This is a genomic window from Paenibacillus sp. MABNR03, assembly GCF_050455445.1.
GTDB lineage: Bacteria > Bacillota > Bacilli > Paenibacillales > Paenibacillaceae > Paenibacillus > Paenibacillus xylanilyticus.
In genome coordinates this window covers 507,860-534,008 of sequence record NZ_JBCIYR010000002.1, presented here as the reverse complement: position 1 = coordinate 534,008, position 26,149 = coordinate 507,860, and the positions used below count along the sequence as shown (strand labels likewise).

Annotated in this window: 26 protein-coding genes; 10 read left to right on the top strand and 16 right to left on the bottom strand. The window is 48.6% G+C overall.

The genetic code is table 11. The features are described from left to right. Nucleotides 1–115: 115 nt before the first annotated feature. From AAIH57_RS10985 to AAIH57_RS10965, 5 genes are all read right to left on the bottom strand, one after another. A complete protein-coding gene (locus AAIH57_RS10985; RefSeq protein ID WP_110897169.1) occupies nucleotides 116–523 on the bottom strand; it encodes a phage tail tube protein in 408 nt (135 codons plus the stop codon). Between the two features lie 130 nt (nucleotides 524–653). Next, nucleotides 654–2,117 (bottom strand): phage tail sheath subtilisin-like domain-containing protein, encoded by a 1,464-nt coding sequence (locus AAIH57_RS10980; RefSeq protein WP_430021643.1) that lies wholly within the window; start codon nucleotides 2,115–2,117, stop codon nucleotides 654–656. Beyond that, on the bottom strand, nucleotides 2,117–2,317 hold the full coding sequence (locus AAIH57_RS10975) for a hypothetical protein (protein ID WP_430021642.1): 201 nt from the start codon (nucleotides 2,315–2,317) through the stop codon (nucleotides 2,117–2,119). The genes AAIH57_RS10980 and AAIH57_RS10975 overlap by 1 nt, the downstream gene beginning before the upstream one ends. Before the next feature lie 69 nt (nucleotides 2,318–2,386). Then, nucleotides 2,387–3,298 carry a hypothetical protein gene (locus AAIH57_RS10970; RefSeq protein WP_430021641.1) on the bottom strand — a complete coding sequence of 304 codons (912 nt, stop codon included), beginning with the start codon at nucleotides 3,296–3,298 and terminating at the stop codon, nucleotides 2,387–2,389. Between the two features lie 733 nt (nucleotides 3,299–4,031). Further along, entirely contained in the window at nucleotides 4,032–5,825 is a 1,794-nt protein-coding gene (locus AAIH57_RS10965) for a DUF4127 family protein (protein WP_430021640.1), read from the bottom strand. 332 nt (nucleotides 5,826–6,157) lie between these two features. Here AAIH57_RS10965 and AAIH57_RS10960 point away from each other — a divergent pair, with 332 nt between their 5' ends. Then, nucleotides 6,158–6,640, top strand: a complete 483-nt coding sequence (locus AAIH57_RS10960; protein ID WP_175398136.1) for a hypothetical protein — start codon at nucleotides 6,158–6,160, stop codon at nucleotides 6,638–6,640. Nucleotides 6,641–6,754: 114 nt separating this feature from the next. Here the strand turns inward: AAIH57_RS10960 and AAIH57_RS10955 are convergent, their stop codons facing one another. The 7 genes from AAIH57_RS10955 to AAIH57_RS10925 form a co-directional block, all read right to left on the bottom strand. Beyond that, the gene (locus AAIH57_RS10955; protein ID WP_175398135.1) at nucleotides 6,755–7,705 is read right to left on the bottom strand and encodes a hypothetical protein; all 951 of its coding nucleotides are present in this window, start codon (nucleotides 7,703–7,705) and stop codon (nucleotides 6,755–6,757) included. Between the two features lie 118 nt (nucleotides 7,706–7,823). Continuing rightward, nucleotides 7,824–8,459, bottom strand: coding sequence for a VOC family protein (locus tag AAIH57_RS10950; RefSeq protein ID WP_430021639.1), 636 nt, complete (start codon nucleotides 8,457–8,459; stop codon nucleotides 7,824–7,826). 19 nt (nucleotides 8,460–8,478) lie between these two features. Further along, nucleotides 8,479–8,934: a VOC family protein gene (locus AAIH57_RS10945; protein ID WP_430021638.1), complete on the bottom strand. Its 456-nt coding sequence runs from the start codon at nucleotides 8,932–8,934 to the stop codon at nucleotides 8,479–8,481. A gap of 71 nt (nucleotides 8,935–9,005) precedes the next feature. Then, nucleotides 9,006–9,581, bottom strand: a complete 576-nt coding sequence (locus tag AAIH57_RS10940) for an NADPH-dependent FMN reductase (protein ID WP_430021637.1) — start codon at nucleotides 9,579–9,581, stop codon at nucleotides 9,006–9,008. A gap of 183 nt (nucleotides 9,582–9,764) precedes the next feature. Beyond that, complete coding sequence (locus AAIH57_RS10935; RefSeq protein WP_430021636.1) at nucleotides 9,765–10,496, bottom strand: response regulator; 732 nt, start codon at nucleotides 10,494–10,496, stop codon at nucleotides 9,765–9,767. Nucleotides 10,497–10,513: 17 nt separating this feature from the next. After that, nucleotides 10,514–12,184 (bottom strand): GAF domain-containing sensor histidine kinase, encoded by a 1,671-nt coding sequence (locus tag AAIH57_RS10930; RefSeq protein ID WP_430021635.1) that lies wholly within the window; start codon nucleotides 12,182–12,184, stop codon nucleotides 10,514–10,516. 65 nt (nucleotides 12,185–12,249) lie between these two features. After that, the gene (locus tag AAIH57_RS10925) at nucleotides 12,250–12,756 is read right to left on the bottom strand and encodes an ArpU family phage packaging/lysis transcriptional regulator (protein WP_430021634.1); all 507 of its coding nucleotides are present in this window, start codon (nucleotides 12,754–12,756) and stop codon (nucleotides 12,250–12,252) included. A 684-nt stretch (nucleotides 12,757–13,440) separates the two neighbouring features. Between AAIH57_RS10925 and AAIH57_RS10920 the strand changes: the two genes are divergently transcribed. The 3 genes from AAIH57_RS10920 (at nucleotide 13,441) to AAIH57_RS10910 (ending at nucleotide 16,340) form a co-directional block, all read left to right on the top strand. Continuing rightward, a complete protein-coding gene (locus AAIH57_RS10920; RefSeq protein WP_175398413.1) occupies nucleotides 13,441–13,887 on the top strand; it encodes a helix-turn-helix domain-containing protein in 447 nt (148 codons plus the stop codon). A 42-nt stretch (nucleotides 13,888–13,929) separates the two neighbouring features. After that, complete coding sequence (locus AAIH57_RS10915) at nucleotides 13,930–14,346, top strand: ImmA/IrrE family metallo-endopeptidase (RefSeq protein ID WP_175398129.1); 417 nt, start codon at nucleotides 13,930–13,932, stop codon at nucleotides 14,344–14,346. 179 nt (nucleotides 14,347–14,525) lie between these two features. Further along, complete coding sequence (locus AAIH57_RS10910; protein ID WP_430021633.1) at nucleotides 14,526–16,340, top strand: 5'-nucleotidase C-terminal domain-containing protein; 1,815 nt, start codon at nucleotides 14,526–14,528, stop codon at nucleotides 16,338–16,340. 611 nt (nucleotides 16,341–16,951) lie between these two features. Here the strand turns inward: AAIH57_RS10910 and AAIH57_RS10905 are convergent. Further along, nucleotides 16,952–18,730, bottom strand: coding sequence for a proline--tRNA ligase (locus AAIH57_RS10905; RefSeq protein WP_430021632.1), 1,779 nt, complete (start codon nucleotides 18,728–18,730; stop codon nucleotides 16,952–16,954). A 535-nt stretch (nucleotides 18,731–19,265) separates the two neighbouring features. Here AAIH57_RS10905 and AAIH57_RS10900 point away from each other — a divergent pair. Next, the gene (locus AAIH57_RS10900; RefSeq protein ID WP_175398126.1) at nucleotides 19,266–19,937 is read left to right on the top strand and encodes a 3'-5' exonuclease; all 672 of its coding nucleotides are present in this window, start codon (nucleotides 19,266–19,268) and stop codon (nucleotides 19,935–19,937) included. A gap of 57 nt (nucleotides 19,938–19,994) precedes the next feature. Here AAIH57_RS10900 and AAIH57_RS10895 read toward each other — a convergent pair whose 3' ends face one another. The 3 genes from AAIH57_RS10895 to AAIH57_RS10885 form a co-directional block, all read right to left on the bottom strand. Next, nucleotides 19,995–20,954, bottom strand: a complete 960-nt coding sequence (locus AAIH57_RS10895; protein ID WP_430021631.1) for a helix-turn-helix transcriptional regulator — start codon at nucleotides 20,952–20,954, stop codon at nucleotides 19,995–19,997. Nucleotides 20,955–21,110: 156 nt separating this feature from the next. Beyond that, a complete protein-coding gene (locus AAIH57_RS10890; RefSeq protein WP_175398124.1) occupies nucleotides 21,111–21,815 on the bottom strand; it encodes a hypothetical protein in 705 nt (234 codons plus the stop codon). 207 nt (nucleotides 21,816–22,022) lie between these two features. After that, a complete protein-coding gene (locus AAIH57_RS10885) occupies nucleotides 22,023–22,190 on the bottom strand; it encodes a hypothetical protein (RefSeq protein WP_430021630.1) in 168 nt (55 codons plus the stop codon). 302 nt (nucleotides 22,191–22,492) lie between these two features. On the opposite strand from AAIH57_RS10885, the gene AAIH57_RS10880 reads away from it, so the two are divergent. From AAIH57_RS10880 to queE, 5 genes are all read left to right on the top strand, one after another. After that, entirely contained in the window at nucleotides 22,493–22,951 is a 459-nt protein-coding gene (locus AAIH57_RS10880; RefSeq protein ID WP_175398122.1) for a hypothetical protein, read from the top strand. An 18-nt stretch (nucleotides 22,952–22,969) separates the two neighbouring features. After that, nucleotides 22,970–23,674: an AIM24 family protein gene (locus AAIH57_RS10875; RefSeq protein WP_175398121.1), complete on the top strand. Its 705-nt coding sequence runs from the start codon at nucleotides 22,970–22,972 to the stop codon at nucleotides 23,672–23,674. Between the two features lie 471 nt (nucleotides 23,675–24,145). Continuing rightward, nucleotides 24,146–24,826 carry a 7-cyano-7-deazaguanine synthase QueC gene (queC, locus tag AAIH57_RS10870; protein WP_175398412.1) on the top strand — a complete coding sequence of 227 codons (681 nt, stop codon included), beginning with the start codon at nucleotides 24,146–24,148 and terminating at the stop codon, nucleotides 24,824–24,826. Continuing rightward, the gene (queD, locus tag AAIH57_RS10865; protein ID WP_154893068.1) at nucleotides 24,823–25,314 is read left to right on the top strand and encodes a 6-carboxytetrahydropterin synthase QueD; all 492 of its coding nucleotides are present in this window, start codon (nucleotides 24,823–24,825) and stop codon (nucleotides 25,312–25,314) included. The genes queC and queD overlap by 4 nt, the downstream gene beginning before the upstream one ends. Then, complete coding sequence (queE, locus tag AAIH57_RS10860) at nucleotides 25,307–26,083, top strand: 7-carboxy-7-deazaguanine synthase QueE (protein ID WP_430021629.1); 777 nt, start codon at nucleotides 25,307–25,309, stop codon at nucleotides 26,081–26,083. Before queD ends, queE begins: the two co-directional genes overlap by 8 nt. The last annotated feature ends 66 nt before the right edge of the window (nucleotides 26,084–26,149 follow it).

Genomic DNA, 26,149 nt, shown 5'->3' with positions numbered 1-26,149 from the left:
AGACCGAGATTCTCTCAGCCAGCATGTGTGTCCCTATCTTGTTATATCAACCTGCTCATATGCTTGATCAGACAAATTCCATTACAAGGTCATCCTTATAAGGCCATCCTTGATCTTAGTTGGCAACAATCGGATTCAACAGTTCAAATCCTTCAAACGTAAAGCCTGTTTCCTCCGGCACTTCCTCACCCGCTGTCCAGTTTGCGAGCTGGATTTTGTCCACCATGCAGCCCTTAAGCAGGACACTTTCATGTCCGTACGACTCTGGATCGTCCAGCTTCGAGATAATTTGGAACTTGGTGAAACCGCGCTGGATCATGTCCGACGTGACCTTGTAACCTGTCATCGTGCCTGTTCCCTTTTTCGCACCATTTTTGTGAACTTTCCAGTCGTTTCCGACCAGGTTCAGCTCACGCTTTTCAATTTCCACACTGGCCTCCAACTTGTTAATGTTCGTCTGCCACACACCATCGATATGCAGCTGACCATGGGTACCGAGAATAACTCTTGATGCATCCAACATGGTTAATTCCTCCTTGGGATCATTTGAAATGTATCTATAATTTGATCTAATTCATGGTTACACAGATTAACTCCGTGGTAAGAACAATCTTTCGATTACGCTTAGCCCCGGACCTTTCCCTACACTCGACTTATTGCACGTAAAATGTACCAAACAACTGCTCCATCACATCGGTCAGCTTCACATTCCACTGCAGGAATACCTGATCAGCCTCCGGCTTCAGAATCGGTGCAGAACCATAATAGGCTGGGTCGAGAATGACATCATATCCCTCAGCCTCAATCACATTGCTCTGTGCGAGCAGCACAAGATAGGCCTTCATCGCACCAATCAGTGCCTGGCGGCCTTCTTCAGTGTTATTCACCTTACCGATATACGCATCTTCTGCAGAGCGCTGCAAATCCGTGTTAATCGCATCCATGACACGAATGGAACGGATTTTTTTCCATGCGTTGTTTTGTCCTGCAGCAGGGGTCACGAGCGTGTTCACACCGCGTAGCGCCTTCACCTGACGTCCATCATGGAAGAAAATAAACACGCCATTTTGTACGGCCTGCTCCTGTTCCATACGAGTCCAGCGTCGTGTCACGTCATCGAATGGAGTCGCAGCATACGTTGTCGATTCGTTCAGACGTTGTCCGGCGATCAGACCGGCGACATATGCAGATGTCTCCGCTGAACTGTAGTAAGTATCGCCAAGACGCACACCAGTACCGACATTAATCACGCCTTCGTGATTCAACGTTAGTGAACGTGCGGCAGCCTTCTGTGCAGCTGCTGTAGACGTATCGTCTGCGGTAGTCCCGCCAAATACAGCCATCACCGGTTTGCCTTCGCTGCGTACACGTTTCACCCAAGCCGCAAAGCTTGCCAGCAAAGGCGCATCCGCCGCCTGATCCAGTGCCAATACATCGAATTGCTCGCCTTCCAGCGCACCTTGTACTGCAATATATTCCGCGTTCGTCAGATCATCGTTGCCACTGACACCGCCTTTGAATGCCGCACCCGAAACGGTCGCAACCACGCCCGTACCATCGCCAATCGCCTGAGCATTCACCCACTCATTGGACTCATCCTCATTCATCTGTTTGGCCAAAGAAGCTGACGAAATATCCGCAGTCAGGAGTGCGTACAGCATCCGGTTCCCTTCAAACAGGCGCACTTCATGCTTCGTGTTATCAATCACACCCGGTTGAATGGTGACATAGAATCCGTTCGCACGATCTCCCGGATACTTGGCATCCAGCTGCAGTACGTCCGCATCACTGCTGTCCTTCAACGTAAGGCTGGCAGCCTTTGCCGTGGCTCCCGTTACCCGATAGGCGAGCAGCTTCTTAGGTCCACCCAGCAGTGCAAGCTTCAAGGACGTATAGGCTGTACCATTATCCAGCGCATGCGCCGAGAAAATGCGTTCAATAGCCGCTTCACTGCCGATTTCCACAAATGTGCCCACCGGACCCCAGTTTGCCTTGATCGGAACAACAACGGTTCCCCGATTCCCTGCCTGAATGGCTGAAGATGCTGCCGCCTGAAAATTCATATATAAGCCCGGAAGGACCGGACGATTCGTTTGCTCCCATGTTCCACCTGCCATTATCCCTTCACCTTCGCTTTCATAAATTGGTTGATTCTTACTTGTGTTTCTTCAATGGAAAACGTCTGCTGCGCTGCTTCGTACAGCGCACCATGCAGCACCTCTGCCTTAACGGCAAAGAGGGCTTCCGCATGATTCATCATTTCCGCCCGCGTATACTGCGGGTCAGCCTGTTTACTTTTCTTCGCGGTGCTTGCCATTGCCACTTCACCTCATCTTTAAATTACAAATTCTTTTCCAACCTAGGGACAGTTCCTTGCCATTCCTGACTATTCGATTCCCTTACTGTGATGAATCTCGCGGATCAATGGCACATCCGTCCCCGGACGACGAATTCGCTGCTGCAGCGTCAGACGAATCTGCCCATTCAGGTAGGCATCTGCCTGCAAATCAGCTAAAGCTTCCTCCACAGTCAGGTACCGGGTATCCTCTGTATTCGCCAGAGCAATACGGGGCTGTACAGCCAGTTGTTCGACCAGACGTGTAACGGTATGACGGGTGACCCCTTCATCGGAAGCCACAACATGTCCCGTCCACTGCTTTCGTATCTCCAGCGCCGAAGTGCCCGCTGCAGCTGAGCTGTAACCCGTCAATCTCCACAGCACGGAAGGTGTCTCATAACCTCCGGGCCAGACGTTAGCATACACGGACCATTCGGAACCAAGCGCTGACTGTGTCCAGTCCTGAAGCGCAGCCATCCAGGAATCCGGTGTACCTGGAGCAGTATGGTTATCGGTGGATTCAGGAATATACATCCCGAACCGCAGACTTCGCGTCATCATGCCTGATCCAGCGTCCACCCGGTCGCAGTCAGATGAACCGAAATAGATACAGGTAAAAGCTGCACCCTCCTCATCCTCCAGCCGCACCTGATGCAGGCCCTTTACCAGCTCCGCGGACCACTTTTCAAGCTGTTCTGCTCCTCCATCTTCCGGGCGTACATATGGGGAAATTTTAATAATCCGTCGATATCCCGCCCAGGCAGACTTCGGCACTTCTTCGGCAAAAGCAATCACAGCGCAAGGTCCAGTCAGCACCTCCCCCTGTGAAAGTACATCCAGCACCCGGCCATTCCATGCCGGAACAAGTGCCGCAAGCTTTTGCTTCAGTGTCTGTCTCACAGCCACACTCATTTGACTTGTCCCTGTAGCTGTTAAGCTCGTCTCACTTTTCATAGACACATTCATTTTCGCCCCCTTCAGCTGCAAGTTTGTCATCTGCTCGCATGATGCAGCCAATAAGTTAAATAAAAAAATACTACACTCTTAAACTCCGCTAGCCAGAACAACCTTCCGATCGCTCTTATCCCCAGTTTTCTTTGGTTCCCTTTTACAAAGGTGAAATCCGGTGATAAAGGCGAAGCATATGCTTCCGAAGTAGCTTTTTTTTCAAAAAGCTTTTAGCTTCGCTTCTTTAGGTTTTTTCTGCTATCTCCGTAACGGTGTACATCTTGAATTTAACTTTCAATACGGCAGCAAAGGACTCCCCCTTTATGGACTGAGTGAATATCGAAATCAATGCCGGACACGATTCACCGCATCAAAAAGACCGGCCCCTTGGCCGGTCTGTACATTAGCGTATGTGCTTTCGGTGTGTGTCCGTTTGCGATTGATCCGATAATACAATCTTACACCCTTTTCTCCCTAGCGCGGATGGTGAATCGTATGACTTCCGTGTGGTTTAAGGCGTGTCTTGGGTGGAAAAAAGACGAGTCCACGTTTCTCACAACATAAGATGAACTGAAACATTTACACGAGAACGAAGAGTGCAGAATCAATCTGGAGAAGCAGAGCGGTCGCGTTTATCACCGGATTTTTCCCTTTAGAGAAGGGAATCACAAAAAGCCGGGTATAACAGTGATCGTAAGATGGTTCTGCAATCGTAGTAGTCTAGTGTAAAGTTTATAGGATCACATTATTTCAGGGTAACCTGCGGATTCAAGGTAATCTCAAACGCACGTCCCCAGATGAAATCCGGATTTGCATATGCGAGTGCTGCATTGCAGTATTTCGCATACGACACATCGCAATCGTGGATTTGTTTGATGGCCACATTACCCGGAGCAAAGGCTGTTTTGTTGGCCAGCCCCGCAGTATAGGTCTGCATCAGATCCCGAAGCAAGGTTTGCAGGTGAGCATAATCTTCCTCGGAATTGAACAGCACCATATTCTGATCGGCCAGAGTAGCCACATTGGTATAGAGTGTATGAGCCCTGGAGTACGTGCGGATATCTGCAATCGCTACAGCTTTATAATAGTAATCTTTCAGGAAACGTTTAAACAGCAAGGATCCATGTGCAGTCACAGCATCGCGAAGAGCAGAAGCACGACCTTCTGTCGTGATAAAAGCATATCTGGATTGTCCCATGCCCACGGCAAGGCCAATTTTATTCCCTGGTGTATTCCATGCGCTGTACCCCAGAACCCGGCCGGTATAGGGACTGTTTAGCAGTGCTTCCGCGACATCCACATTGGCAGGTCCTTTTCCGACAAAATCAATCAGTACCGCTGGCAATCCTTGCTCGCTAATACTTGTGAGCCGTTCAACTGCCGCTTGGACTTGATCCAGTGCCGTAATCGCAATAATCTCGATATCCACACCATGCTGTTTATCCGGCTTCCCTGGAGGTCGGCTTGTCATGCGATCCAGTTCCGAAGAGATGTCAAACGAAGTAGTTTCCTCATCATCTACCGGATAAGCTGCATCCGCCACCAGCACTCCACCTACAATATCAATGTGACGAGAGACATTCTCATGCACATTCATATATTCGTAGGTATTTATAATCGTTGAACCGTGCGGCCCGTAATAATTCACAGCGTAACGTGTTTTCGTACCTCCTCGCAGCAGCTGATTCGCCATCCGCGCGACCAGCGCATGACCGAGACCATCCGCATCCGGTAGGATGATGGCCCGCTCCGGATTTTGTCCTTCATTTCCCCCCAGCCATTCGTTAATCCGTGCCTCTACATAATTAATTTCATTAATCTGAACCCCCTGTGTATTGGCATCGTCGACACCTACAGCGAGGAAATCAATGTACCCTTTGCGGGCGAGCTGATCCAGAATGTACAGGTTCGTTTTGAATTTATGCTGTCTGGTATTGTAATATTGCTCTTTATTGAAATAAGTCGTTTCGCCATACTCCACTCCATCCGGAGACAGGTTGTAGCCGTTTATAATGTCTTCAAATTCGGTATACGTTTGACGCGGCTGCTGCATGAGTGCACGGGACTCGTTGTAAGCATCCAAAGCAAGACCGTCTGCAAATGAAGTGGTCGCTAACCGCATAACCGTATCCATGACATACACCGGTTTACGCGGATATTTTTCTTTGATCACTTGGATCACATTTAGCAACCGAGTCGTTTCTTCGTCATATTCCGGATAGGTGCCTCCTCCGTCCTCCCGAAGCTGACGACTGCCAATCAGGCCCCCATAGGCCAGCATATCGGATGAAATAATGAATCCATCGACTTGGGCAGCATGCTTCAGAATAAACGCATAAATGTTGGTCGGAATGCCATACGTAGGTGCAGACGTGCCGAGCAGCGTTGTGCCTTCTGTCGTTTTTTCCGAATCAAGACGGTTTTGAATATCACCCAGGTTCGGCGTAACGATATGGATGCCTGCTGCCCTCCCTTGAACAATGACGTCATCCAAGTTAGCTGGCCGATCATCCAGTGGAACATACAAAACGGTTTTCATATCACGTAACCTCCTGTTTATTAAATTCGTCTTACATAAATACCCGATTAGAGCAGGCACACCATCACCGCATCAAAAAACCGGCCACCAGGCCGGCTGTACATTAGCGTATGTGCTATCGGCATGTGTTCCTTGCTGCTAATCCGATAATACAATCTTACACCCTTTTTTCGCTTGTGCTGACGGTAATCCGTACGGTTTACGCCTGATTGTCGCCGCCTTCCGGGAGGTTAAAAGTCGGTTCCATGTGTTCGCTATGTAGTCATCAAACGTTCTCCTCATATATTACGTTCTAATACATATACATTAGACCCTTATAAAGGATGGATCTCATGAAAAAATCGGATTGGTTTTATTTGTGGATAGCCATACCCAGTTATTTGTCAGGACCTGTCATGTATGCCGTGACGATGTACATCCTCTATAAAGAAACGGACGTTGTGACAGAAGTACTCCTTGGATGGACTGCTGCAACATTCGCCTCAGTCGTTGTACTGTTTTTCCTGCTCGCTGTCATTCTGCTGCGCGTTTTAAAGATCTATTTCTTCTGGCTGCAAACGCTGCTCTATATGGTCCTCTCCCTCATACCCGTATATATGACCACTGTTCTTATGGGATCCCGAAACTCCGGGCTTCCAGAGCTATCCTTTCCATTGTCACCCGAAGGCGTTCCATTATTGGTGTTCTGGGAAAGTATTGCGCTTATGAGTTCCTGGGGAGTCTGGGCTGCTCACAAACCTTCCATTAAACAACCATTCCTACTCGTGTCCAGAGTGATTCTGATCCTATTCATCCTTGAGCTCTGGTCCCATTAAAAACAAATAAAGAGCACTGGCCAGTTCAGGCAGTAACTCTTTATTAATTATATGTTTGCCATTGCTTACTAGGCATCCTTCATTGCCATAAGTGAGCACCTTAATGTTATATCCCTATGCAATAATATATCGGAAATTTTCCCAGCTCTCCGGGAACGAGTTCCCATTTCTCGCATGATGATAGAAGCTGAACGGAAATTTGAATACATGGCCCTCGTTCCAATCGCGGGAGCGACGGTCAGTATGCCAGTATTCCAGCTCATGCGGCAGAGCCACCGAGCGTTCGGCAGGAACCAATGGCAGCACATCTACCGGAGATTGCAGTGTCCACTGTCCGTTCTCACCGACTGCTTCCCGGCTCAAGCGCAGGGCCTTCACCATCGTCAGGAACGGTGGAATTCCTTTGTGGAACAGTGCCGGATAGCCCAGCTCATGCAAGATGTTGAGCGCATGTCCATAGGTCAGCATATGGCCGATCAGATCATGATGGGCTTCTGCCTGATAGATGGCAGGGAAGGCTCCCAGCTCATCCAGAATCAACCGGGACAGCTGCTCTGGTCCTTCGATATCAGGAAATTCGTCTGTCTCATCAATCTGCAGATTGCGGATTTCCTTAACCGTTGTGTTCAGCCACGATCTTCCCGGTATGGTTTTCTCAAACGAATCGATCAGTTCAACCATCCGTTCGATATCCTGCTCCGTTCCCCATCCATCCAGTTCACGGATAGATTTCAAGGTGAGTGCGCCATAGATCGCCTGGTGTCCAACCCAGTGAAGTTCGCCGATCGTACGATCCAGCGCTTCCGTGATCCGCGCCTCGGCTTCTTCCCTTTCGAGCATTTCACCACTTGAGGAATTTTGCCGCTGATCACTTCCGTGTTTGCGAAGCATCGCTTTCGCTTCTGCGGTAACGCTGCCCGCCGCGAGGGCAGACAGACGGTTTTCCCGAACCCAGAAATAGGCTGCTATCGCTCCTGCTCCGTAATGGGCATGCCACAGATCACCTGTACGCTCCCGACTCGAAACGATGACCATCAGGCCCTCCTCCAACAAACGTCGATCCATAACGTCATCACTCCTTCACCGAAAATGAACTTCATCACATCATGTTTACATTGTGTTTACTTCTATAAAATGAATCAAATCGTGCATATATGCCCGTTTCGCTTCCAGATTCAATCATTTACCCAATCTGCAGCCTGCCGACACCTTGAATGACAACTTCCAGCGGAAAGATCTGCGCCTTTTGTTCCGAAAAGAACCAAACCCTTTCCTTCTTCACCACGATAAACAAACCGTTTACGTCCCCTACCGGGGCAAAGGTATTGCTGATCGCTCCCCACCGCTTCAGTCCCATTTGCTCCAATTCTCCTACCGTGGACAATACATCTTCTGATACAAGCCCCACCTCACAAACGTGCAAAACATCTTCCGTCGTGAAAGGACGGTCACTCTCATTATGCGCACTGTGATGAGCAATCAGTTCCAGAATGTTGCCAGCCGGATCTTCAAAATAGAGGGAATGGGAATTCCAGTTCTCAGAATAGGTCTCGTTCTCCCCCTCCTGCGTGCTGAGCTCTACACGTGCCGCTGCCCAGGCCTTGGCCTCCTGAAAACGGTTCGTCGGGATCATCCAGGCAATGTGGTAAAAGGGCTCTTGTTCCATTTCGCTGTGTACAAATATCATGTTCGTCCAACCGATCTGCAGGGTGAATGAAGAATCGGATTCAGTAACCACGTTCAGTCCGAGCGTTTCTTTATAGAAATGTTTGGTCTCTGCCAAACGAGCGGTATACAGCTTCACTTCTTCAAATATCATCTGACTACCTCCTGCTCAATCACGCCCGTCCGTGCATCTTCTCCCATTGACTCCATGGCACCATACCCAACTCCGGCTTCGCTTCATCCGGAAGCATGGATATGAATTCGAGGGAATGACCATCCGGATCGGTAAAATAAACCGACACAGCCGGCATCCAGCCAAATACGTACAGCTCCCCAATATCATCATTAAGGAAGTTGTGTGTCTCGATCCCTTTATCCTCCAGAAACGTGACAGCATGCTTCATGTCCTCCAGTGATACGTGAAAAGCAAAATGCTGCCGCTGCACCTGCGAGGGGTCCTTTTGCCATAATCCCAGCATGGCGTTACCTTTTCCACCGATCCAGTAAAATGAGCTCCCGCGTTCCTTCTGCCCATAGGCATGCGGCAATCCAACAATCTGTTCATAGAAATGATGTGATTTCTCCAAATCTGTCACGTTCAAATGCGTTTCAAATATGCCTTTTATCAAGTGGATGACCTCTTTTCTCTCTCTATTTCTGTTACTATCTCTTTAGCTTTTAAGGTGAAAATCAACAATTCTCAGCTTCCGGATGAGTTCCGTGCAGTTGTTAATGTCTGGGCCAGACTCAGGAATGAACCGATTACCCGCTGAATTCGATCCTCAATGTCCTGGCTGCCTTCGTACTCCTCGTATCCGTCAAAGGTAGCCTCGAACCGTCTGCGCTGTGCACCACCAATGGATATCCACTCCTGTGCGTTAATACCATGCAGATTGCGAACGATGGCTTGCAGCTGCAAAAGGGAACTCACACCTACCGCTCCCCCCGCAGAGCTGATGGACAACACCGGTTTGCCGCTAAAGTGAGCCTGGCTCAGGTGATCCAGCGCATTTTTGAGTACCCCACTGATGCTGCCGTGATACTCTGGTGTGGATAAAATAATGGCATCCGCCTCGAGCATGCGCGAGTTCAGCTCTGCCAGATTGTCATCATCCGCCTGCTTTTCATCCGGTGCGTAGAATGGAACCGGTGTTTGGTACAGATCAAACAGGCTGGCTTCATGTCTCTGACTGCGGATGACCTCCACCGCATATTCTCCTAAACGTGTACTGGTTGCATTCTTGCGGTTGCTGCCTGCCAATATGATAATCTTCATCTATGCCACACTCCTTCTTGTTTTTGTGAGATCTTCCATCATCAACCTTCATTTCTTCTGTTCTTATCTTACCTTGCTTTATCTTCCAATTCGTCAGCAGATAGACTTAACTTGCAGCACAAAAAAACTCAACCTTTCGGTTGAGTTTCTACGACTTTAGGCTGAGAATGGAGCCCAAATGGGTCAGACCCAGCCGTTTTTCACGGCATGAATGGCTGCTTGAGTACGATCAGCCAGCCCCAATTTGTCGAGTAAATGACTGACATGTGTCTTTACAGTTTTCTCCGTAATTACGAGCTGCACCGCAATTTCTTTGTTGCTCAATCCCCGTGCAATAAGGCCCAATACCTCTTGTTCACGGCGCGTCAGCATATCCGGACCTGGCGATGTTCCGTTCATTTGCAGAGGCTGCTTAAGCTTCTGCTGTTCCTGAATTTGCCCGGTTGCTGATGGATCCGCACTTACACTTTGCTGTTCTTGCAGCGACACGTCAGATGATGCCATCACATGCATCAACTGTCCGGCTGCGACAGGATGAAGTTCAGCCTGCCCTGCATACACATTCCTTATAGCAACGGCAAGATCTTCCGGTTCAATATCCTTCATCAGATACCCTTTTACCCCAGCCCGTACGGCAGGAATAACATGATCCTGATCGGCAAACGACGTTAGTACAATAATGCGGATTCCAGGCAAAAGCGTGCGCAGGCGTCTGGCAGTCTCAATCCCATCCAGCACAGGCATATGCAGATCCATCAGCACCACATCAGGCTGCAGCTTTTCCGCCTGCTCAAGCGCCTCCTGCCCGTTGGAGGCTTCGCCCACCACTTTCATATCCGTCTGCGTGGACAAAAATACGTGCAGTCCGCGTCTCACCATGGCATGATCATCCGCCAGTAAAATCGTAATCGGCATGTCTTCTCCCCCTGACTTTAACCCAATTCGGACGGGAGTGGAATAACTACCGTTACCGATGTTCCCTTACGGGATGAACTTGCAAGTTCGAGCCTGCCTCCCAGCGATTGGGCACGCTCTCTCATAATGGACAGACCCAGCGAGCTGGCAGGCATGGCTTGCCGCTTTTTGGCTCCACCTTTTCCCCGATCCGCAACCACTAGTACCGCTTCGGTATCGGTTAACTGGAGGGTAATATCTGCTGCGGTTACTCCCGCATGTTTGCGTACATTATTCAGGGCTTCCTGTCCAATTCGCCAGAGTCCCTCTTCAATACTGCGAGGCAAGGTACGCATACCCGTTCGGTTTACAATGACCTGCAAACCCTGCCCTGTACCATATTCTTGCAGTGCACTCAGCAGACCGGATTCCAATCCCGCCGGGCGAAGCTGCATGATTAAGGCACGCATTTCCTTCAACGCCTCCTGGGATAACGAACGGATATCTCTCATGGCTTCAGCTGCCGGATGCAGCTCCGCTGAACCGGATAACATGCGCTCCGCTCCCTTGGCGGTCAATGAAAGAGAGAACAACATTTGGTTTACGGAATCATGCAGATCCCGAGCGAGCCGGTTTCGTTCCTCCAGACGGGTTAACTCCCGGCGTTTATCCACCAGTCTCAGACTTTCCCAGGAAGCTGTAATATGTTCTGCCAGTGCATCCATGACCTCCCGATCTGCCTGAAGCAGATCACTCGCTGATCCGAGCCCCACAACCAGCACAGCCGTTTCCCCAGGAGGACTTAATGGAATGGCAGCGGCGAGGCCCGAAGACATCGCGGATACGGGGAGCGATGTATCGCAAAGCGCAGCCAACTCCCCAATCTCCGCTGATGATAATTGTGCAGCGCGATGAGAATCAATCACACGATGCAGCCGGCGTCCCACCTCTGGAGGAATCTCGCAGAGTGTTTTCGTCTCCCCCAAGCCATTGGCATGCGCAGCCTGTACGGATAAAGTTCCATTCTTTTGAGCTAACAGTGCGACAAAAGGCCAATCGTAGTGCTGCACAAGCAGTTTTACAACTGTTCTGGCCATGTCGTCAGCATTGCTGCACTCGTTCATTTTCAGGCCCAGCGATCTGCTGAACTCTCCCAGCCTGGCATACAGATCTGCTCGTCTCTGCTCCGCACTGTACAATCGCATCCGTTCCATGGCACTGCCGATCTGATAGGCTACAGCCTGCAGCAGCGCCAGCTCGCTGTCGCTGAAATGCTCTTTCCCCGGTGCCGCAACATTCAACAGTCCCATCATCTTATCGCCTGAACGCAGCGGAACCGTTGCATGATGGGTGATATCATGGGTATCTCCCCACTGATGCTCTGTCGCATCCTCAATCCGTTTGCAATTTATGATATTGACAGCATTATCGAGTCTTCCATCCCAGAAACGGTTTACGCACCAGCATGTACCACAGCGCATGGGCTCCTTCTCTTTATGCAGCAGGGCTGGTGGCAGGTTATGGTCAGAAACGCAGGAATAGTCTCCTCGCTCACCAATCAGAAACACCCAACCTGTCGTTAATCCGGTCAGCTCAAGCAGCTTGCCTACCACTGTATCCAGCATCGGACTCAGGTCATTGGACGTATTCAGCGTCTCCGCAATGGTCTTCAGCGTGTACATTTCCTGCATTCCGGCTTCTTGCGACATGCAGATTCCACTCCTTCGATTGCGCTTGTTGTTGTTCAATTATTGTATACAATCATCAGGGGAGTTTAAAGGATGAACTTGCGCTCGTCTTTGCCAAGTTTCTGACGGCTCTTTCGGGATACAGACAATGGCTCCACATTGATCAATCCCCGGTCGGATAAGGCAAGCGCCATTTTATAGAAGGCACGGGTTCTGATTTTGGTATACGTATCCTTGCTCACAGGCGGATCAAATACATGGTTGTACACTTTGTAATCAAACACATCATCATCTTTCAGGTACCGTTCACAAACCAGCACCCGTTCCTTCTCACTGAGACGAGACACGATAAAATCAATCGTATCGCAATACGCCTGACGTGCACGCTGTACATCGACATTGTAGATCGCCGTTCTGGCCGTTGAATCCCCAGTGACGTTGGTGGGACCATGGAAACGCTCCGTATAACTCGCCGTGACCATCACCTCGCGTTCTTCAAAAGCAATCGTCTTGTAAATCCGGTATTTTTCCAGCGCCGCTTCCACGGCAGTTTGTGTTTTGCGTCGATCCAGTTCGGGCAGCAATAATTCCATATTCGTTCTCCTCCTTAAGGTTTGGTTTCCTTAAACATCTCTTCTTTTATTAGGGTTGTGCATTTTGCTAAAATAGTAACGGCCATTGTCCAGGTTTCTTTTGTTGCCTTTTGGAATCACTTCCGAAGGGCTAGCAACCATGAAGATTCCGGTTTCCAGTACATACAGATGGTTTCATTTTAATGTTGTGTTCGTATTTTGTTCGTATTTCTATTTGAGGATACCACTTATTGGAGATTGGAGTAAACCTTCATTTCGGGTCATTTTGACGATAAAATAAAACCCTCGCTCTCATTTCCTATACCTTTTGGCATAAATGTTTCAATTCCCTTTACCTAATGGTATATATACGTTATAGTACAGATAATCACAGATCCTCGTATAAGCGAATTTCCATTTTTAATATTAAGAAGGTACTTGAATGTTAATGCGAACACGAATTCTCGTATAAGTGCTAAAGTAGTGGAGGAGACGGAATCGATTCTGAAAAAGCGATAGCGTTCGCATTTATCACCGGATTTCTCCCTTCAACAAGGGATCAAGGAAATCTGGGGATAACGGCGATTGGAAGAACGATCCGTATCCGAAACGGGGTACCAGCAGATATTAGAGCGTTAACACAGCATCAAGGGTTTCTTAGTATCTAATGAAATACACTTATACAAATTGAAGGAGTTGGCATGAATTGTGGAGCACGCTTTTGGCCCTTATCTGAAACAACTGCGGGAACAGCAGAGCTATAGCATCAATCAGCTCGCCGAAGCAGCAGGAATAAGCAACTCACAAATTTCACGCATTGAAAATGGAGTCCGCGGTGTTCCGAAACCCGCCACGATCCGCAAATTGGCAGATGCCCTCTCCGTTTCCTATGCCGACATGATGAAGCAGGCTGGATACATTGAAGCAGCAAGCGCAGTAAACGAACCTCAGGATATCCCGGAATGGGCGACCTATAAGGACCGCCGCGATTTCAAGAAAATGCTGGAGGACGAGGATGACCTGATGTTTGACGGAATTCCACTGGATGATGAGGACAAAAAACGCATCAAGGATGTGCTGACAGGTCTGTTCTGGGAAGCCAAACAGATGAACAAGCGCAAAAAAACAGATGAACCGGACAAGCGCCCATGAGGCAGAGCAAGCTGATCAAAATGAAGCAGCAGGTGAGATGATATGGATGACATTGTAACAAAGCTGATTCGCAAACATCGGACAAACTGCCCCTTCAGCATTGCCAGAGCCGTTGGAATACAGATCCGTTTCACCAATTTGGGCAAGTCCACCAAAGGGCTGTATTTCCGCAAGCTCCGTCGCAGGTTTATTGTGATTCACAGTGAACTGCCGCCGGAATGGCAGCGGTTTGTATGTGCTCATGAACTTGGACACGACCGATTGCACAAAGGCATCAACCGTTTCTTTTTGGAAGAGCACTCCTATTTTGCTCCCGGCAAGCTGGAAAGACAGGCCAATCGCTTTGCCATTCAATTACTGACCTCAGGGGTCAAGCCGGAACCGGATGAATCCCTGGAGAAATTCTGTTTGCGTACAGGACTGCCGCGTGAAGCGCAGCATTTTTTTTACTCCATATAAGAACATATGTTTCTTTCTTGTAGAATTTAAACTTTATTTCCCATCTGACAGATTAGATGTTACTTTCAGGTTACCTATTTTTACGTAAATCACGAGATTTCCGAAACATAGTCTGCTAAAATACAATTTGAGCTGTGCGAGCTCAAGCAGATCATATTTTGGGGAGGTTACCGATTCATATGAAACTCTGGAAGACATACGTTTCACTTCTGCTAACGGTTTGCTTACTGTTTGGCAGTGTAGGAATTGCGGCTGCTGCAACGGACACGACTCCGGGCACAGGTAAACACATTACGATTCTACATACGAATGACACACATGCACGCGCAGTCGAAGCTTCGCCTGCGATGGGCTATGCCAAAGTGGCCGGGATTGCGGACAAATACCGCAGCGAGAACCCCAACACCCTTTTGCTTGATGCAGGAGATGCGGTGCATGGCACAACCTTTGCAACACTCGTGAACGGCGAGAGTATCGTCAAAGTCATGAACGAAATGGGCTATCAGGCCATCGTTCCGGGTAACCATGAATTCAACTACGGCTCCGAACACCTCATCGAACTTGCAGATATGATGAACTTTCCAATGCTCAGTGCCAATGTGAAGAAAAAAGACGGAACACGTCTCTTCGATCCCTATCTCATTAAAGAAGTTGACGGTGTCAAAATCGGTATCATTGCACTGACTACACCTGAAACGATGTACAAAACGAATCCGAAAAATGTTGAAGGTCTGGATATTACTGACCCGACTGCGGAAGCCAAAGTGCTGGTGAACGAAATTCGCAGCAAAGTAGATGTTGTAATTGTACTCGGTCACCTTGGACAAGATGCTTCCAGTACAGACACTAGCTTCAAAGTTGTAAAAGAAGTTCCGGGTATCGATGTATTCATCGACGGACATAGCCACACCATCCTGCAGGACGGTCTCGTATCCGATAACGGGACATTGATCGCGAGTGCAGGAGAGTATACCAACTTTGTAGGTGTCATCGATCTGTGGGTAGATGGTGGCAAGGTAACGAAGAAACAAGCTACGCTCATTGATGAAACAGAAGCAAAAGATATTAAACCGAATGAAAAAGTAGAAGCACTCGTAAATTCCATTCAGAAAGAACAGGAACCAATTCTCGAAGAAGAGGTAGCAAATACTGCCATTCTGCTCGATGGTCAACGCGAACAAGTTCGTGCGGGTGAGACGAACCTGGGTGACCTGCTCGCAGACGCCCTCCGTGACGTCAGCAACGCAGATATCGCGCTCACAAACGGTGGCGGTATCCGTGCTTCCATTGAAGAAGGTACCGTAACCAAAGGCGACATTATCACTGTACTTCCTTTTGGTAATCAGGTTGTAACGCTTGATGTAAAAGGCTCCGATGTTCTCGCAGCCCTTGAAAACGGCGCAGCCTCCTACCCGGAACCAAGCGGTGGTTTCCCGCAAGTATCCGGCATGACGTTCAGCATTGATTCTTCAGCTGCTAAAGGCAGCCGCGTACATTCCGTGATGATTGGCGACAAAGCTCTTGATCCGGAAGCAACGTATACGCTGGCTACCAACGATTTCACAGCTGTTGGTGGTGACGAGTACACCATGTTCAACAAATACACCATTACCGGCATGTACGGTGCAATGGACGAAGCGCTGATTGAATACATGCAAAAACTTGGCGCTGTAGATATCAAAACAGATGGCCGAATCAAGGAAGCGAAAGCACCTGCAGTTGAACCAGAAGCTCCAGCTGCAGAGACACCGGCTCCAACTGCACCGAAGCCAGAAACACCAAAACCGGAAACACCAAAACCAGAAAAACCGTCGAAGCCGACACCGAACAAACCTGCTCCAGCCAAAGTATATGTTGTTAAATCCGGAGACTCCCTGTATTCCATCTCCAAAAAATACAACACAACCTGGCAAGCACTGCAAAAATTGAACAACATCAAAAATCCTCACTGGATTTATCCGGGTCAACAACTGAAACTGCCTGCTGCTTCTTAAGTTAAGGCAAGATCTGATATTAACGTGATCTGCTTCACGGTACGACAGGACCAAGAGGGATCATAACAGCAACGACAAAAGGGTGTTCCTCAAGCCAAAATGGCTGAAGGAGCACCCTTTCTTCTTCGTATTTGGAAGCAACAATGAGATGCTGCTAACTTGTTATACCAGCACATATAACCGGGAAAGGCTTTGCCGTAAAAATAAATCCGTAAACGTACTTCATCGTACACACGCTCCCAGAGTGCCTAACCACGGACTATAGAAAATATGTGCATAATTGCCACTATCACGCGATTTTCCCGCCTTCCAAGCAAACAAAATGGACAACTTTGATTTGCATACCTGCACTTGTTTGTATGGTTAAACATATTCCCCGGGATGTGTACTTTTTAATTTGCCAATATACAGAATACACCATTAGTAAAGACTAGTTATTTGGTACGATATTACGCAGACACTTCTGCATATTTATATGTCTATAGACCTTCTTTTCCTTCTTTCTTCCGCATAATACGCCTAATAAGCATTATCGCATAATATTCGGACCTATAAATATGTCACTTTACAATGTAACTGTACAGTGTTCTGATCCACCAACGGATCAGACTTTATCTGAGCTGGAGCACTTCCTTTGCATGATTCAGTGCCTCTTCTACACTCATGCTGATCCGTTTTGTCTCCCCTTTGTCGGCAAGAGCATGAGAGCCTAATTCGACACGCTGCTCTGCAGCGTCCCTACCCACCACAATTTGAACAGGCAGACCAATCAATTCCGCATCCTTGAATTTTACGCCAGGCCGTTCATCCCGATCATCAGTCAATACGGTGTATCCCGCATCCAATAATTGTTGTTCAAGTTCCAGGACAAGTTGACGCTGCTGTTCATCCTTCCAGCTGACCGGAATCAGATGAATTTGATAAGGGGCAACGGCTGCTGGCCACCTGATTCCGTCATCTCCTGCATATTGCTCGGCAATGGCAGCCATCAGACGGGAGACCCCAATACCGTAACAGCCCATCACTGGTGCACACTGGCGGCCATTTCGATCCAGAAAGGAAGCTCCCATCGCATCGCTGTATTTGGTACCCAGTTTGAAGATGTGGCCTACTTCAATGCCTTTGGTAAACACGAGTTTCGCTTCACATGCCGGACAGCTATCTCCTTCAGCTGCAAAGCGGATTCGTTCCACTTTCTCCAAGGCAAAATCAATTCCCGGACGTACATCGGAATAGTGCATATCCACTTCATTTGCCCCCGTAATGGCACTCTCCATTGCAGCCACATCAGCGTCCACCACCATCGGCAAATGGAGACCGATCGGACCCAAGAAACCTACCGCCAGATCGGAACGCCCTGCAAGCGCCTCTTCATCAGCCAGAATGAGTTCCTCCACGCCCAATACCTGCTTCAGTGCAATGTCATTGAGTTCATGATCTCCGCGAACAAGTGCAGCAACCAGTTGACCATCTGCTTGATAGAGCAGCGTTTTGATCATGTGCTCTGGTCCCTGGCCCACAAAGGAACTGAGCTCGGCAATGGAACGAATGGCAGGTGTATGAATTGGAACGGGCGATTGTTTCAAGGCACTGATCTGGGATTCATTCACGGACTCGGAAACGTCTTTGCTCACCTGCTGTTCTGTATCCTGTGTTACAACTGCATTGGTCTGATATCCTGCCTTCTCCAGATTTGCAGCATATCCGCAATCCTTACAGGATACAATTGTATCCTCTCCCACATCAGCCAGTGCCATGAACTCATGCGTTTCTCCCTGACCGCCTATTGTGCCTGCATCTGCCTCTACACGAATATACTCCAGGCCACAGCGCTCCAAAATCCGTGAATACGCCTTATTCATCGCCTGATACGTATGGTCCAGCTCTTCCCAGTCGGAAGCAAAAGAGTATGCGTCCTTCATGATAAACTCCCGTCCCCGTAACAAGCCAAATCTCGGACGCCGTTCATCCCTGAAATTGGTCCCGATCTGATACAATGTGAACGGCAGCTTCCGATAGGAGTTCACCTCATCGCGTGCAAGAGCAGTCACCACTTCTTCGTGAGTTGGTCCAAGGGCAAACTCCCGCTCATGCCGATCCTGCAGACGCATCAGTTCCGGTCCATACTGATTGTACCTTCCGGATTCTTCCCATAGTTCCGCAGGCTGCATAATAGGAAGCAGTACCTCCTGACAACCGGCACGGTCCATCTCCTCGCGGACGATCCGTTCAACATTGAGCAGCACACGTCGCCCCAAAGGCAAATAACTGTATATCCCTGCTGCCAGCTGGCGAATCATGCCAGAGCGGAGTAACCAGCGATGTCCGGCTGCATCCGCCTCTGCTGGCGCTTCACGTAATGTTGGAACAAGCATTTCACTTTGACGCATCCATTCCACACCCCTTATTTTTCTGATCGTTTTTATTGCAAACTAGCGCTTGTAAACAGCAAAAAGACACATTCGTCAAGGGACGAATGTGTCGTGGTACCACCCTTATTTAACTGCGCATTTCAGTTCGCTGATATATCCCAAGTTTCCCTGAGCATGCTGAACAAACCGGTCCCGTTCCCCATATGTCCAATGCGAGATCACGCAGTCCTTCTTGGGCATAACGGGCCCTTCCGGCGGTGGTTGCAGCCTGATGGCATTCTCCTCCGCAGCTCGCGAGGTGGGAACTACGAAGCAGCAACAGAAACCTCACACCGATCGGTTCCCTCTCTGCCTGAAGCCGGCTTACGTAATCATATCCTCGATAATCGCTGTTAGCATTTTTGATCACATTAGAGCATCTACAAGAAATTGTCAACTCCTGTGTACAAATCGAGTATGCAGGAAAATGAATTGCAATACAGGCTGACATCCCGCAGGCTTCCCTGTAATATAGAGAAATAGAACATGTATTAATGATAAAGGAGCTTGTCCTATGCCATATATTATCTATGATCTTGAATTCACGGTTAGCCGTAATGCTCGCTACTCTTCTGAAATAATAGATATCGGTGCGGTAAAAGTTACAGAGGGAGCGGACGGCCTTTACGTATCTGACACGTTTCATACATATGTTCGTCCCTCCAACAAATCCGTCCTGTCGACTGACACCATTCAATTTACGGGAATTACGCAAAAAGATATTGATGCCGCTCCACTTTTTCCAGAGGCACTGCAAAACTTTATTGCCTGGATGGGGAACGATGTGTATTACATGTGTTCCTGGGGGCCGGATGACCGCAGCAAATTGATTTCCCATTGTCGTACACATCAACTTGATGTTGCCTGGATCACGAACCACAACGATCTGCAGCAGCAGTGGTCGCGAACTGTTCGCAAGGAAGGCAAATTCCGTCAGCTGGGCCTAACCCAGGCACTGGAATTATGTGGAATTGAATTCGACGGTACTCAGCATCGTGCATTGGATGATGCCATTAATACCGCCAAAGTATTCATGCATCAATTTGACCGCTTCAGTCTGGAAACCAATTGTGCCGCTGATGATGAAGGAATTGCATCCAAAGTCGTCTATTCCAGCAGCACAGATGATGATGTGAAGGAATCACCTTTTGGCAATCTGGCACATCTGTTCAAGACTAACGAATAGCATGTCCACGTTAACTTCCGCTTCATGACGCAAAAAGGAACGCCTGTTACGCCGGATTCAGCGATATATTTGCTGCCAGCGCTCCAGACGTTCCTTCATCATGATCCGGTATGCCTCAGGTTCAAGGATCTCAGCCTCTGGCCCATATTGGGCAAGCCACCCCATGAACTCATGATCATCACTCAATATGGTCTCAAGCAATAACGTTCCCTCGGGTTCCATCGTTAAAATGGGACGCACCAAAAATCTTTGCTTCATCACATGTTCAACTGCATCGCGGGAGAAACGAATCTTGAAGGCAATCCTCTCTTGCCCTTGACTGGCTCCCATCGTACGTAAATGGGATTGCAAGAGGAAGTCATCTTTGCGGAATGTACGAGGCAGAATCCGAACTTTCTGTAGGTTCCCTACTTCATAGATTTGTAGCCTCTCCGATAAATGACAGTATGCCAACAAATCGAAGCAGTACTCACGAGGAATCAGACCGTAGGGATCAAGTCGCACAATCTTCTTCGTGCCTTGAGAGAGATGTTCTGCTTCAATCGTGTTTTGTGAAATGCCGGCTTGAAGCAGGGTTACCAGTGAGTTATCCCTCTGTTCTTTGTCATTTTGCCATGCGGACATTCCAATTTGAAATAAACCGCTAATTTGCTCCGACCATTCCACCCGCTCCGTTTTGTTTTTCTGATTTGATGCAACCACTTTCTCATATGCGCTCTCAAAGGCAGGCTTCAGCAAAGGGCGGATATCATCCATAACTTCCGCCAGATGTACAAAAGCTTGAGCTTCTTCGTCAGACCAGTTTAACGGATACATGGCAAAGTGGCTGATAAATCTATACCCTCTGCCATGTCCCATATTGGCGATCGGAATATGCATTGCGCTGAGGGCCTCCATGTCGCGATATATCGTCCTTTCCGTTGTCTCGCACCGCTCGGCTAGCTCACGGGCAAGAATCCCCGGCTTCGCCTGCACAAGAGTTATAATGCGCATTAACCGGATCAGTCGGTCTGTCATTTTGCCGGACCCTCCACTTGTTGTTCAAAAAATTCGATACAATCCCAACCAACTTATCATTATGATATATAGTACATTCGACTCATTCTTTATTTTCACCTTTAAATTCTATGTAGAAACATCCTTTTTTATTTGGTCATCAATAGTTCTTTGTCCCTATTCGCCTGACATGGCTTTTCCATGGCTGTTATGTGATGCACCATACGTAATTTCATAGTGGTGACGCAGTTTTTCCACAATCTCAGCCTCCTGGTAATAATCCAGATCCTGTTTGCGAGCCGCTTCGATTAACAGAGCATCTGCGTGCCTGCGAAGCAGGTTGCTTCCCTCTTGTGCACGGCCTCTTTCATAAGCTCGTAAGGCTTGTTTGATCAAGGGTACGGTCTCACTTAATTTAATCGTCTTCTCTACCTTCGGATCCTCCGGCTGTCTCAACATTCCCAAGTGACTCGTATATTGAATATATAATTGCTCCCGACGCAGCAGCACTCTCTGACTTTGCTTCACCTTGCGTGTACTCCAGTAGGCAGAGCATATGGCTGCTTTTCCCGATACACGGGGGCCCATCGCAAATTCAAGCAGAATCTGCTTACTTTCCCCCTTGTATACGTCGCCAAGCCGCAGAATCCAACCAATGTCCGTCTCTTTGGATCGGCAACCATAAATCCCTTTAAGTTCAATTCCAAATTCCGGTTTGAGCAAAAGTTCCATGTCTCTCGATACAATTTTAGGTGCTACTTTCCTAAGTCTTTTGGCAGGGGCCCCGTAACGCCATTCAACCATCATATATACGGGGTCGGCCCCTCCTGTCGGTATGGCCTCTCTATTCCACGAATAACATACTTCAAAGACTGAGTTCACTGGTAGTCTCTCCCCCGATTTATATGTATTATCTTATAAGTTATCAGGGTGAATGGACACTATATTGTCACGGAACATATGTTCGTATAATATTTTTCCAATAAAATAATTTTTCACCCCCAAATCCGCCTTAATACGACAAAAAACGACGAAAAAGCCTGGCATTAAGCCAAGCTTTTCTTCTCCGAATTTATGACAAGTCCCAACTTAGAGGGTAGATTGATTCATCCCCAAATCAGTCATGGATGGTGCCCATTCTGGCTCTGTCACCGGGGCATAGGTCACGCTGTCAATGATCAATTTACGTCCAATTGGCTCGCCGTTTACTGTAATCATAATTGTTTTGGTTGGTGTGGTTGTTTCTGTCGTATACATAAATTTCTTCTCCTTCGTTCACGATCTTTTTCCAAAATCGGATATATTGTTATTTTTATAATTTTCGTCATTGTGAATGGCAAACACCCGGAACCGGGGTAATGATATATTGTCAAACTGTCCGCGTGCTGCCTTGAACGTATATTACCCTGCAGATCGCTGAATTAAACAGGTATCTACTCTTGGAAAAAATACAATGCCCTGAACCCAACACGCTGGTTTTGACGTATAATGTAAGAGTCGTATTTCAACAAATAATGACGAATTCGGCAGTAGACAATCCTCACCGAAAGAAGGTGCCAATGATGCCAAAACCCATCAAGGGTCATTACATTCGGGTGTTATTCACCACTTGCATTTTATTCACCGTCTCTCTGACATCAACCGTAAGTGCAGCTAGTGCCAATATATTTTCAGACATATACAGCGGGTGGGAACGCGTCTCCGAGCTACCCGGGGAAGTGAACGCCCTGCAGGAAAGCTACCAACAAACGCTGAACCAACTTAATGAGACTTCGGCTCAATTGGGACAAGCCCAAGCCAATGTGGAAGCATTCAAGGCCCAAAATGAGCAATTAATAGAACAGAATCAGAAACTGACCGATATGGTCACCAAACTGCAGGAAGATCAGGATGCCAAAAATGCCACGACCAAACGCATCCAAACGATGATTATTACTGTAATTTGCCTCATACTAGGCTATTTCGTTCTGATTCGTGTTATGCGTTGGGGAATGCGTCGTCGTTCGGGCCGAGTATAAAAGAACAGGAGCAAGCACATGCACATTCACCTGAACAACACCGAAGCCGGCGGAGCTGGACAAGTGGTTACTTTCTCGCTGGTCCAGGATGACCGGCTTCATATTTTGCATCCTCAGCAAATCGTTGCCTTTCGCGGCTCGAGCGGCAGCCGCAATGACAAGTTCATGAACATCACAGGCATGGTTCGCAAAAAAAAGCTGATCAAATCAGAAATCACCGGGCCATGCCAATTTGTGGCGGCACTGCCTCCTGGATTCACCATGAAGGAAGTTGAACTCACCGAGAACAGCGATTTGCTGTACGATTTTCGGCATCTCTTTTTTTACTCGGACGGTGTGACCATGCATACCAAAATTCAGAAGATCAAAAACATGCTGATCACTCAGGATGCGGTCAAAATGAAGTTCTCCGGCAAGGGCAAGATTGGACTGCTGACCCAAGGTCAGGTCTGCCAACAGGAACTGCACCCTACTGCTCCACTATATGTGGATGCAGGCAGCATCATCGCTTATCCCGAAAATGCACATCTGGAACTCACTGTGTATGGAAACAATCTCGCCAGCCAGCATATGAACTACCACTGGAAAATGACGGGACAGGGCTCGGTGCTCTTCCAGGCAGGACGCGAGAATAGCAGACTGGAACGGGACCTTAATGACGAAGGGCTATTTAAACGCATTCTCAAGGAAGTTATTCCCTTCGGCAATGTGTTGATTAAATGAACTGCCCGGTGATCACCGCATTTATGATGAGCATTTTGCAAAAATCCAATTAGCGACTCCCAATCTTCAATATATAGATCGAAATGGTCCTATTCGTCTATATATTGCACCCTGGAACGAGTGTAATCGAATGATGCAAAATACCGATGACACAAGCGGGGTGGTCACCGGGCGGTTTCGTGTTATAATGGTTCAGACAATTGAAGAAGAAAATCCATGCCTTCGGCATGGGAGAGGTTCGCGAACTCCCTCTATAAGACGTTGACCCTGTAATGGTCATTACAAGTCTTGCGTACACAATGATAACGTACGTAAAAAACTAAGGACACTTTTACCGTGCTGCTTTTTTGAAGCAGTTTAAGGGAAGGTGTGTTTTTTGATGGATGCCAGTTCATGAACTTCTCTGTTCTTCCGACACTCTGTGCCTAGGTGCATGGATTGATCTTAAGAAGATGGAGAGTTTTTTTTATGTTGAACGAAGAAAAAGCGGTCGTCGTATTTAGCGGCGGTCAGGATAGTACCACCTGTTTGTTCTGGGCCAAGCAGCAATTTGCCGAAGTCGAGGTTGTCACCTTCGATTATGGACAACGCCATAAGCAGGAGATCGAATGTGCTGCCGCCATTGCACATGACCTAGGTGTACAGCAAACCGTGCTGGACATGAGCCTGCTCAATCAGCTTGCGCCCAACGCACTGACCCGTACCGATGTCGAGATTACTCATGAAGAAGGCGAGCTGCCCAGCACATTTGTGGATGGACGCAACCTGCTCTTCCTCAGTTTTGCTGCCATCCTGGCGAAGCAAAAAGGAGCACGTCACCTGGTTACAGGTGTATGTGAGACCGATTTTAGCGGATATCCGGATTGCCGGGATTCGTTTGTTAAATCGATGAATGTGACCCTCAACCTGTCGATGGACTACCCATTTGTCATTCATACTCCGTTGATGTGGCTGGATAAAGCTCAAACGTGGAAAATGGCAGATGATCTCGGTGCCTTCGATTATGTACGCGAGCGGACACTGACCTGCTATAACGGGGTGATCGGTGATGGATGCGGTGAATGTCCTGCCTGCAAATTGCGCAAAGCCGGACTGGATCGCTATGTTGAGCAGCGCGCCGCTGCCGGATCCGTGGGAGCAGACGTACGATGAGGGAGCCAGGAACGTTCCGTATTGTTGAGCATCTGCAGCGGATAGGAGAGGATATTCTGCCTTCACAGCTGCGTTACCACCGCAAACGTGTACTCGTCAGCAAGGAATTCACCTTTGATGCTGCGCATCATCTGCATTGTTATGAAGGCAAGTGCAAAAACCTGCACGGCCATACGTATAAAGTCGTTTTTGGCATTAGCGGTTATCCGGGCGAAACCGGGTTAACCGTTGATTTTGGACATATCAAGGATATATGGAAAACACAAATTGAAGGGTATCTGGACCATCAGTACCTGAACGAGACTCTTCCCCTTATGAATACAACGGCCGAGAATATGGTCGTATGGCTGTTCGAACAGATGGAACATGCGCTGCAGACTGAACCATATGCCGGGCTTACTGAAGGTGGCCGAACCGAATTCGTGCGCCTTTACGAGACACCAACCAGCTATGCCGAGGCTAGACGGGAGTGGATGATCGATGAGTAGTCTGCGAGAAAACGCGGCTCCTGCTGCCGTACGAGGCCAAGAGAAACGGATCCCCGTGATGGAAATCTTCGGTCCGACGGTTCAAGGCGAAGGCATGGTGATCGGGCAGAAAACCATGTTTGTCCGCACTGCGGGCTGCGATTACCGCTGCTCCTGGTGCGACTCGGCTTTTACCTGGGACGGCAGTGGCAAGGACCAAATCCGGATGATTACGCCGGAGGACGTATGGGCAGAATTGCGCCGCGTTGGCGGTTCGCGTTTCTCCCATGTAACCATCTCCGGCGGCAACCCCGCCCTGCTCGCCTCGCTGGGCGGCCTGGTCTCCCTGCTGCGGGAGCACGGTATCCGCACAGCGGTGGAAACGCAGGGCTCCCGCTGGCAGCCTTGGCTGGCAGACATTGACGAAGTTACGGTCTCGCCCAAGCCGCCTAGCTCCGGCATGAACACGGACTGGGACGTGCTGGATGACCTGATCGGACGATTATCCGCTGGACAGGCGGAACGCAGCCACAGTCTGAAAATCGTGATTTTCGATGAAACAGACCTGGATTATGCCCGTCGTGTGCATGCACGGTATCCCGGCACAGATTTGTTTTTGCAGACCGGAAACCCGGATGTCACTTCTGCGGATACGCCGGATCTGGCGTCATCCCTGCTCGCCCGTTATGAATGGCTGATTGATCAAGTCAGTGCATCGGACGACCTGAACGATGTCCGCGTGCTTCCCCAGCTGCACACCTTGGTGTGGGGAAACAAACGCGGCGTCTGATGGACAGTATGGGTGGAATGGGCAGCATGATGTAATTTTCGGGAACAACCAAAGGCTTTGAATTCA

What these genes read in the sequence shown, in the direction of transcription:
- AAIH57_RS10875 (WP_175398121.1), top strand. Translation starts at nt 22,970, where the DNA reads ATGCACATTCACCTGAACAACACCGAAGCCGGCGGAGCTGGACAAGTG.
- AAIH57_RS10895 (WP_430021631.1), bottom strand. Translation starts at nt 20,954, where the DNA reads ATGACAGACCGACTGATCCGGTTAATGCGCATTATAACTCTTGTGCAG.
- AAIH57_RS10975 (WP_430021642.1), bottom strand. Translation starts at nt 2,317, where the DNA reads ATGGCAAGCACCGCGAAGAAAAGTAAACAGGCTGACCCGCAGTATACG.
- AAIH57_RS10950 (WP_430021639.1), bottom strand. Translation starts at nt 8,459, where the DNA reads ATGATATTTGAAGAAGTGAAGCTGTATACCGCTCGTTTGGCAGAGACC.
- AAIH57_RS10905 (WP_430021632.1), bottom strand. Translation starts at nt 18,730, where the DNA reads ATGCGTCAAAGTGAAATGCTTGTTCCAACATTACGTGAAGCGCCAGCA.
- AAIH57_RS10880 (WP_175398122.1), top strand. Translation starts at nt 22,493, where the DNA reads ATGATGCCAAAACCCATCAAGGGTCATTACATTCGGGTGTTATTCACC.
- queE (WP_430021629.1), top strand. Translation starts at nt 25,307, where the DNA reads ATGAGTAGTCTGCGAGAAAACGCGGCTCCTGCTGCCGTACGAGGCCAA.
- AAIH57_RS10935 (WP_430021636.1), bottom strand. Translation starts at nt 10,496, where the DNA reads ATGCCGATTACGATTTTACTGGCGGATGATCATGCCATGGTGAGACGC.
- AAIH57_RS10885 (WP_430021630.1), bottom strand. Translation starts at nt 22,190, where the DNA reads ATGTATACGACAGAAACAACCACACCAACCAAAACAATTATGATTACA.
- AAIH57_RS10980 (WP_430021643.1), bottom strand. Translation starts at nt 2,117, where the DNA reads ATGGCAGGTGGAACATGGGAGCAAACGAATCGTCCGGTCCTTCCGGGC.
- AAIH57_RS10915 (WP_175398129.1), top strand. Translation starts at nt 13,930, where the DNA reads ATGGATGACATTGTAACAAAGCTGATTCGCAAACATCGGACAAACTGC.
- AAIH57_RS10900 (WP_175398126.1), top strand. Translation starts at nt 19,266, where the DNA reads ATGCCATATATTATCTATGATCTTGAATTCACGGTTAGCCGTAATGCT.
- AAIH57_RS10910 (WP_430021633.1), top strand. Translation starts at nt 14,526, where the DNA reads ATGAAACTCTGGAAGACATACGTTTCACTTCTGCTAACGGTTTGCTTA.
- AAIH57_RS10985 (WP_110897169.1), bottom strand. Translation starts at nt 523, where the DNA reads ATGTTGGATGCATCAAGAGTTATTCTCGGTACCCATGGTCAGCTGCAT.
- queD (WP_154893068.1), top strand. Translation starts at nt 24,823, where the DNA reads ATGAGGGAGCCAGGAACGTTCCGTATTGTTGAGCATCTGCAGCGGATA.
- AAIH57_RS10960 (WP_175398136.1), top strand. Translation starts at nt 6,158, where the DNA reads ATGAAAAAATCGGATTGGTTTTATTTGTGGATAGCCATACCCAGTTAT.
- AAIH57_RS10955 (WP_175398135.1), bottom strand. Translation starts at nt 7,705, where the DNA reads ATGGATCGACGTTTGTTGGAGGAGGGCCTGATGGTCATCGTTTCGAGT.
- AAIH57_RS10925 (WP_430021634.1), bottom strand. Translation starts at nt 12,756, where the DNA reads ATGGAATTATTGCTGCCCGAACTGGATCGACGCAAAACACAAACTGCC.
- AAIH57_RS10965 (WP_430021640.1), bottom strand. Translation starts at nt 5,825, where the DNA reads ATGAAAACCGTTTTGTATGTTCCACTGGATGATCGGCCAGCTAACTTG.
- AAIH57_RS10930 (WP_430021635.1), bottom strand. Translation starts at nt 12,184, where the DNA reads ATGTCGCAAGAAGCCGGAATGCAGGAAATGTACACGCTGAAGACCATT.
- AAIH57_RS10940 (WP_430021637.1), bottom strand. Translation starts at nt 9,581, where the DNA reads ATGAAGATTATCATATTGGCAGGCAGCAACCGCAAGAATGCAACCAGT.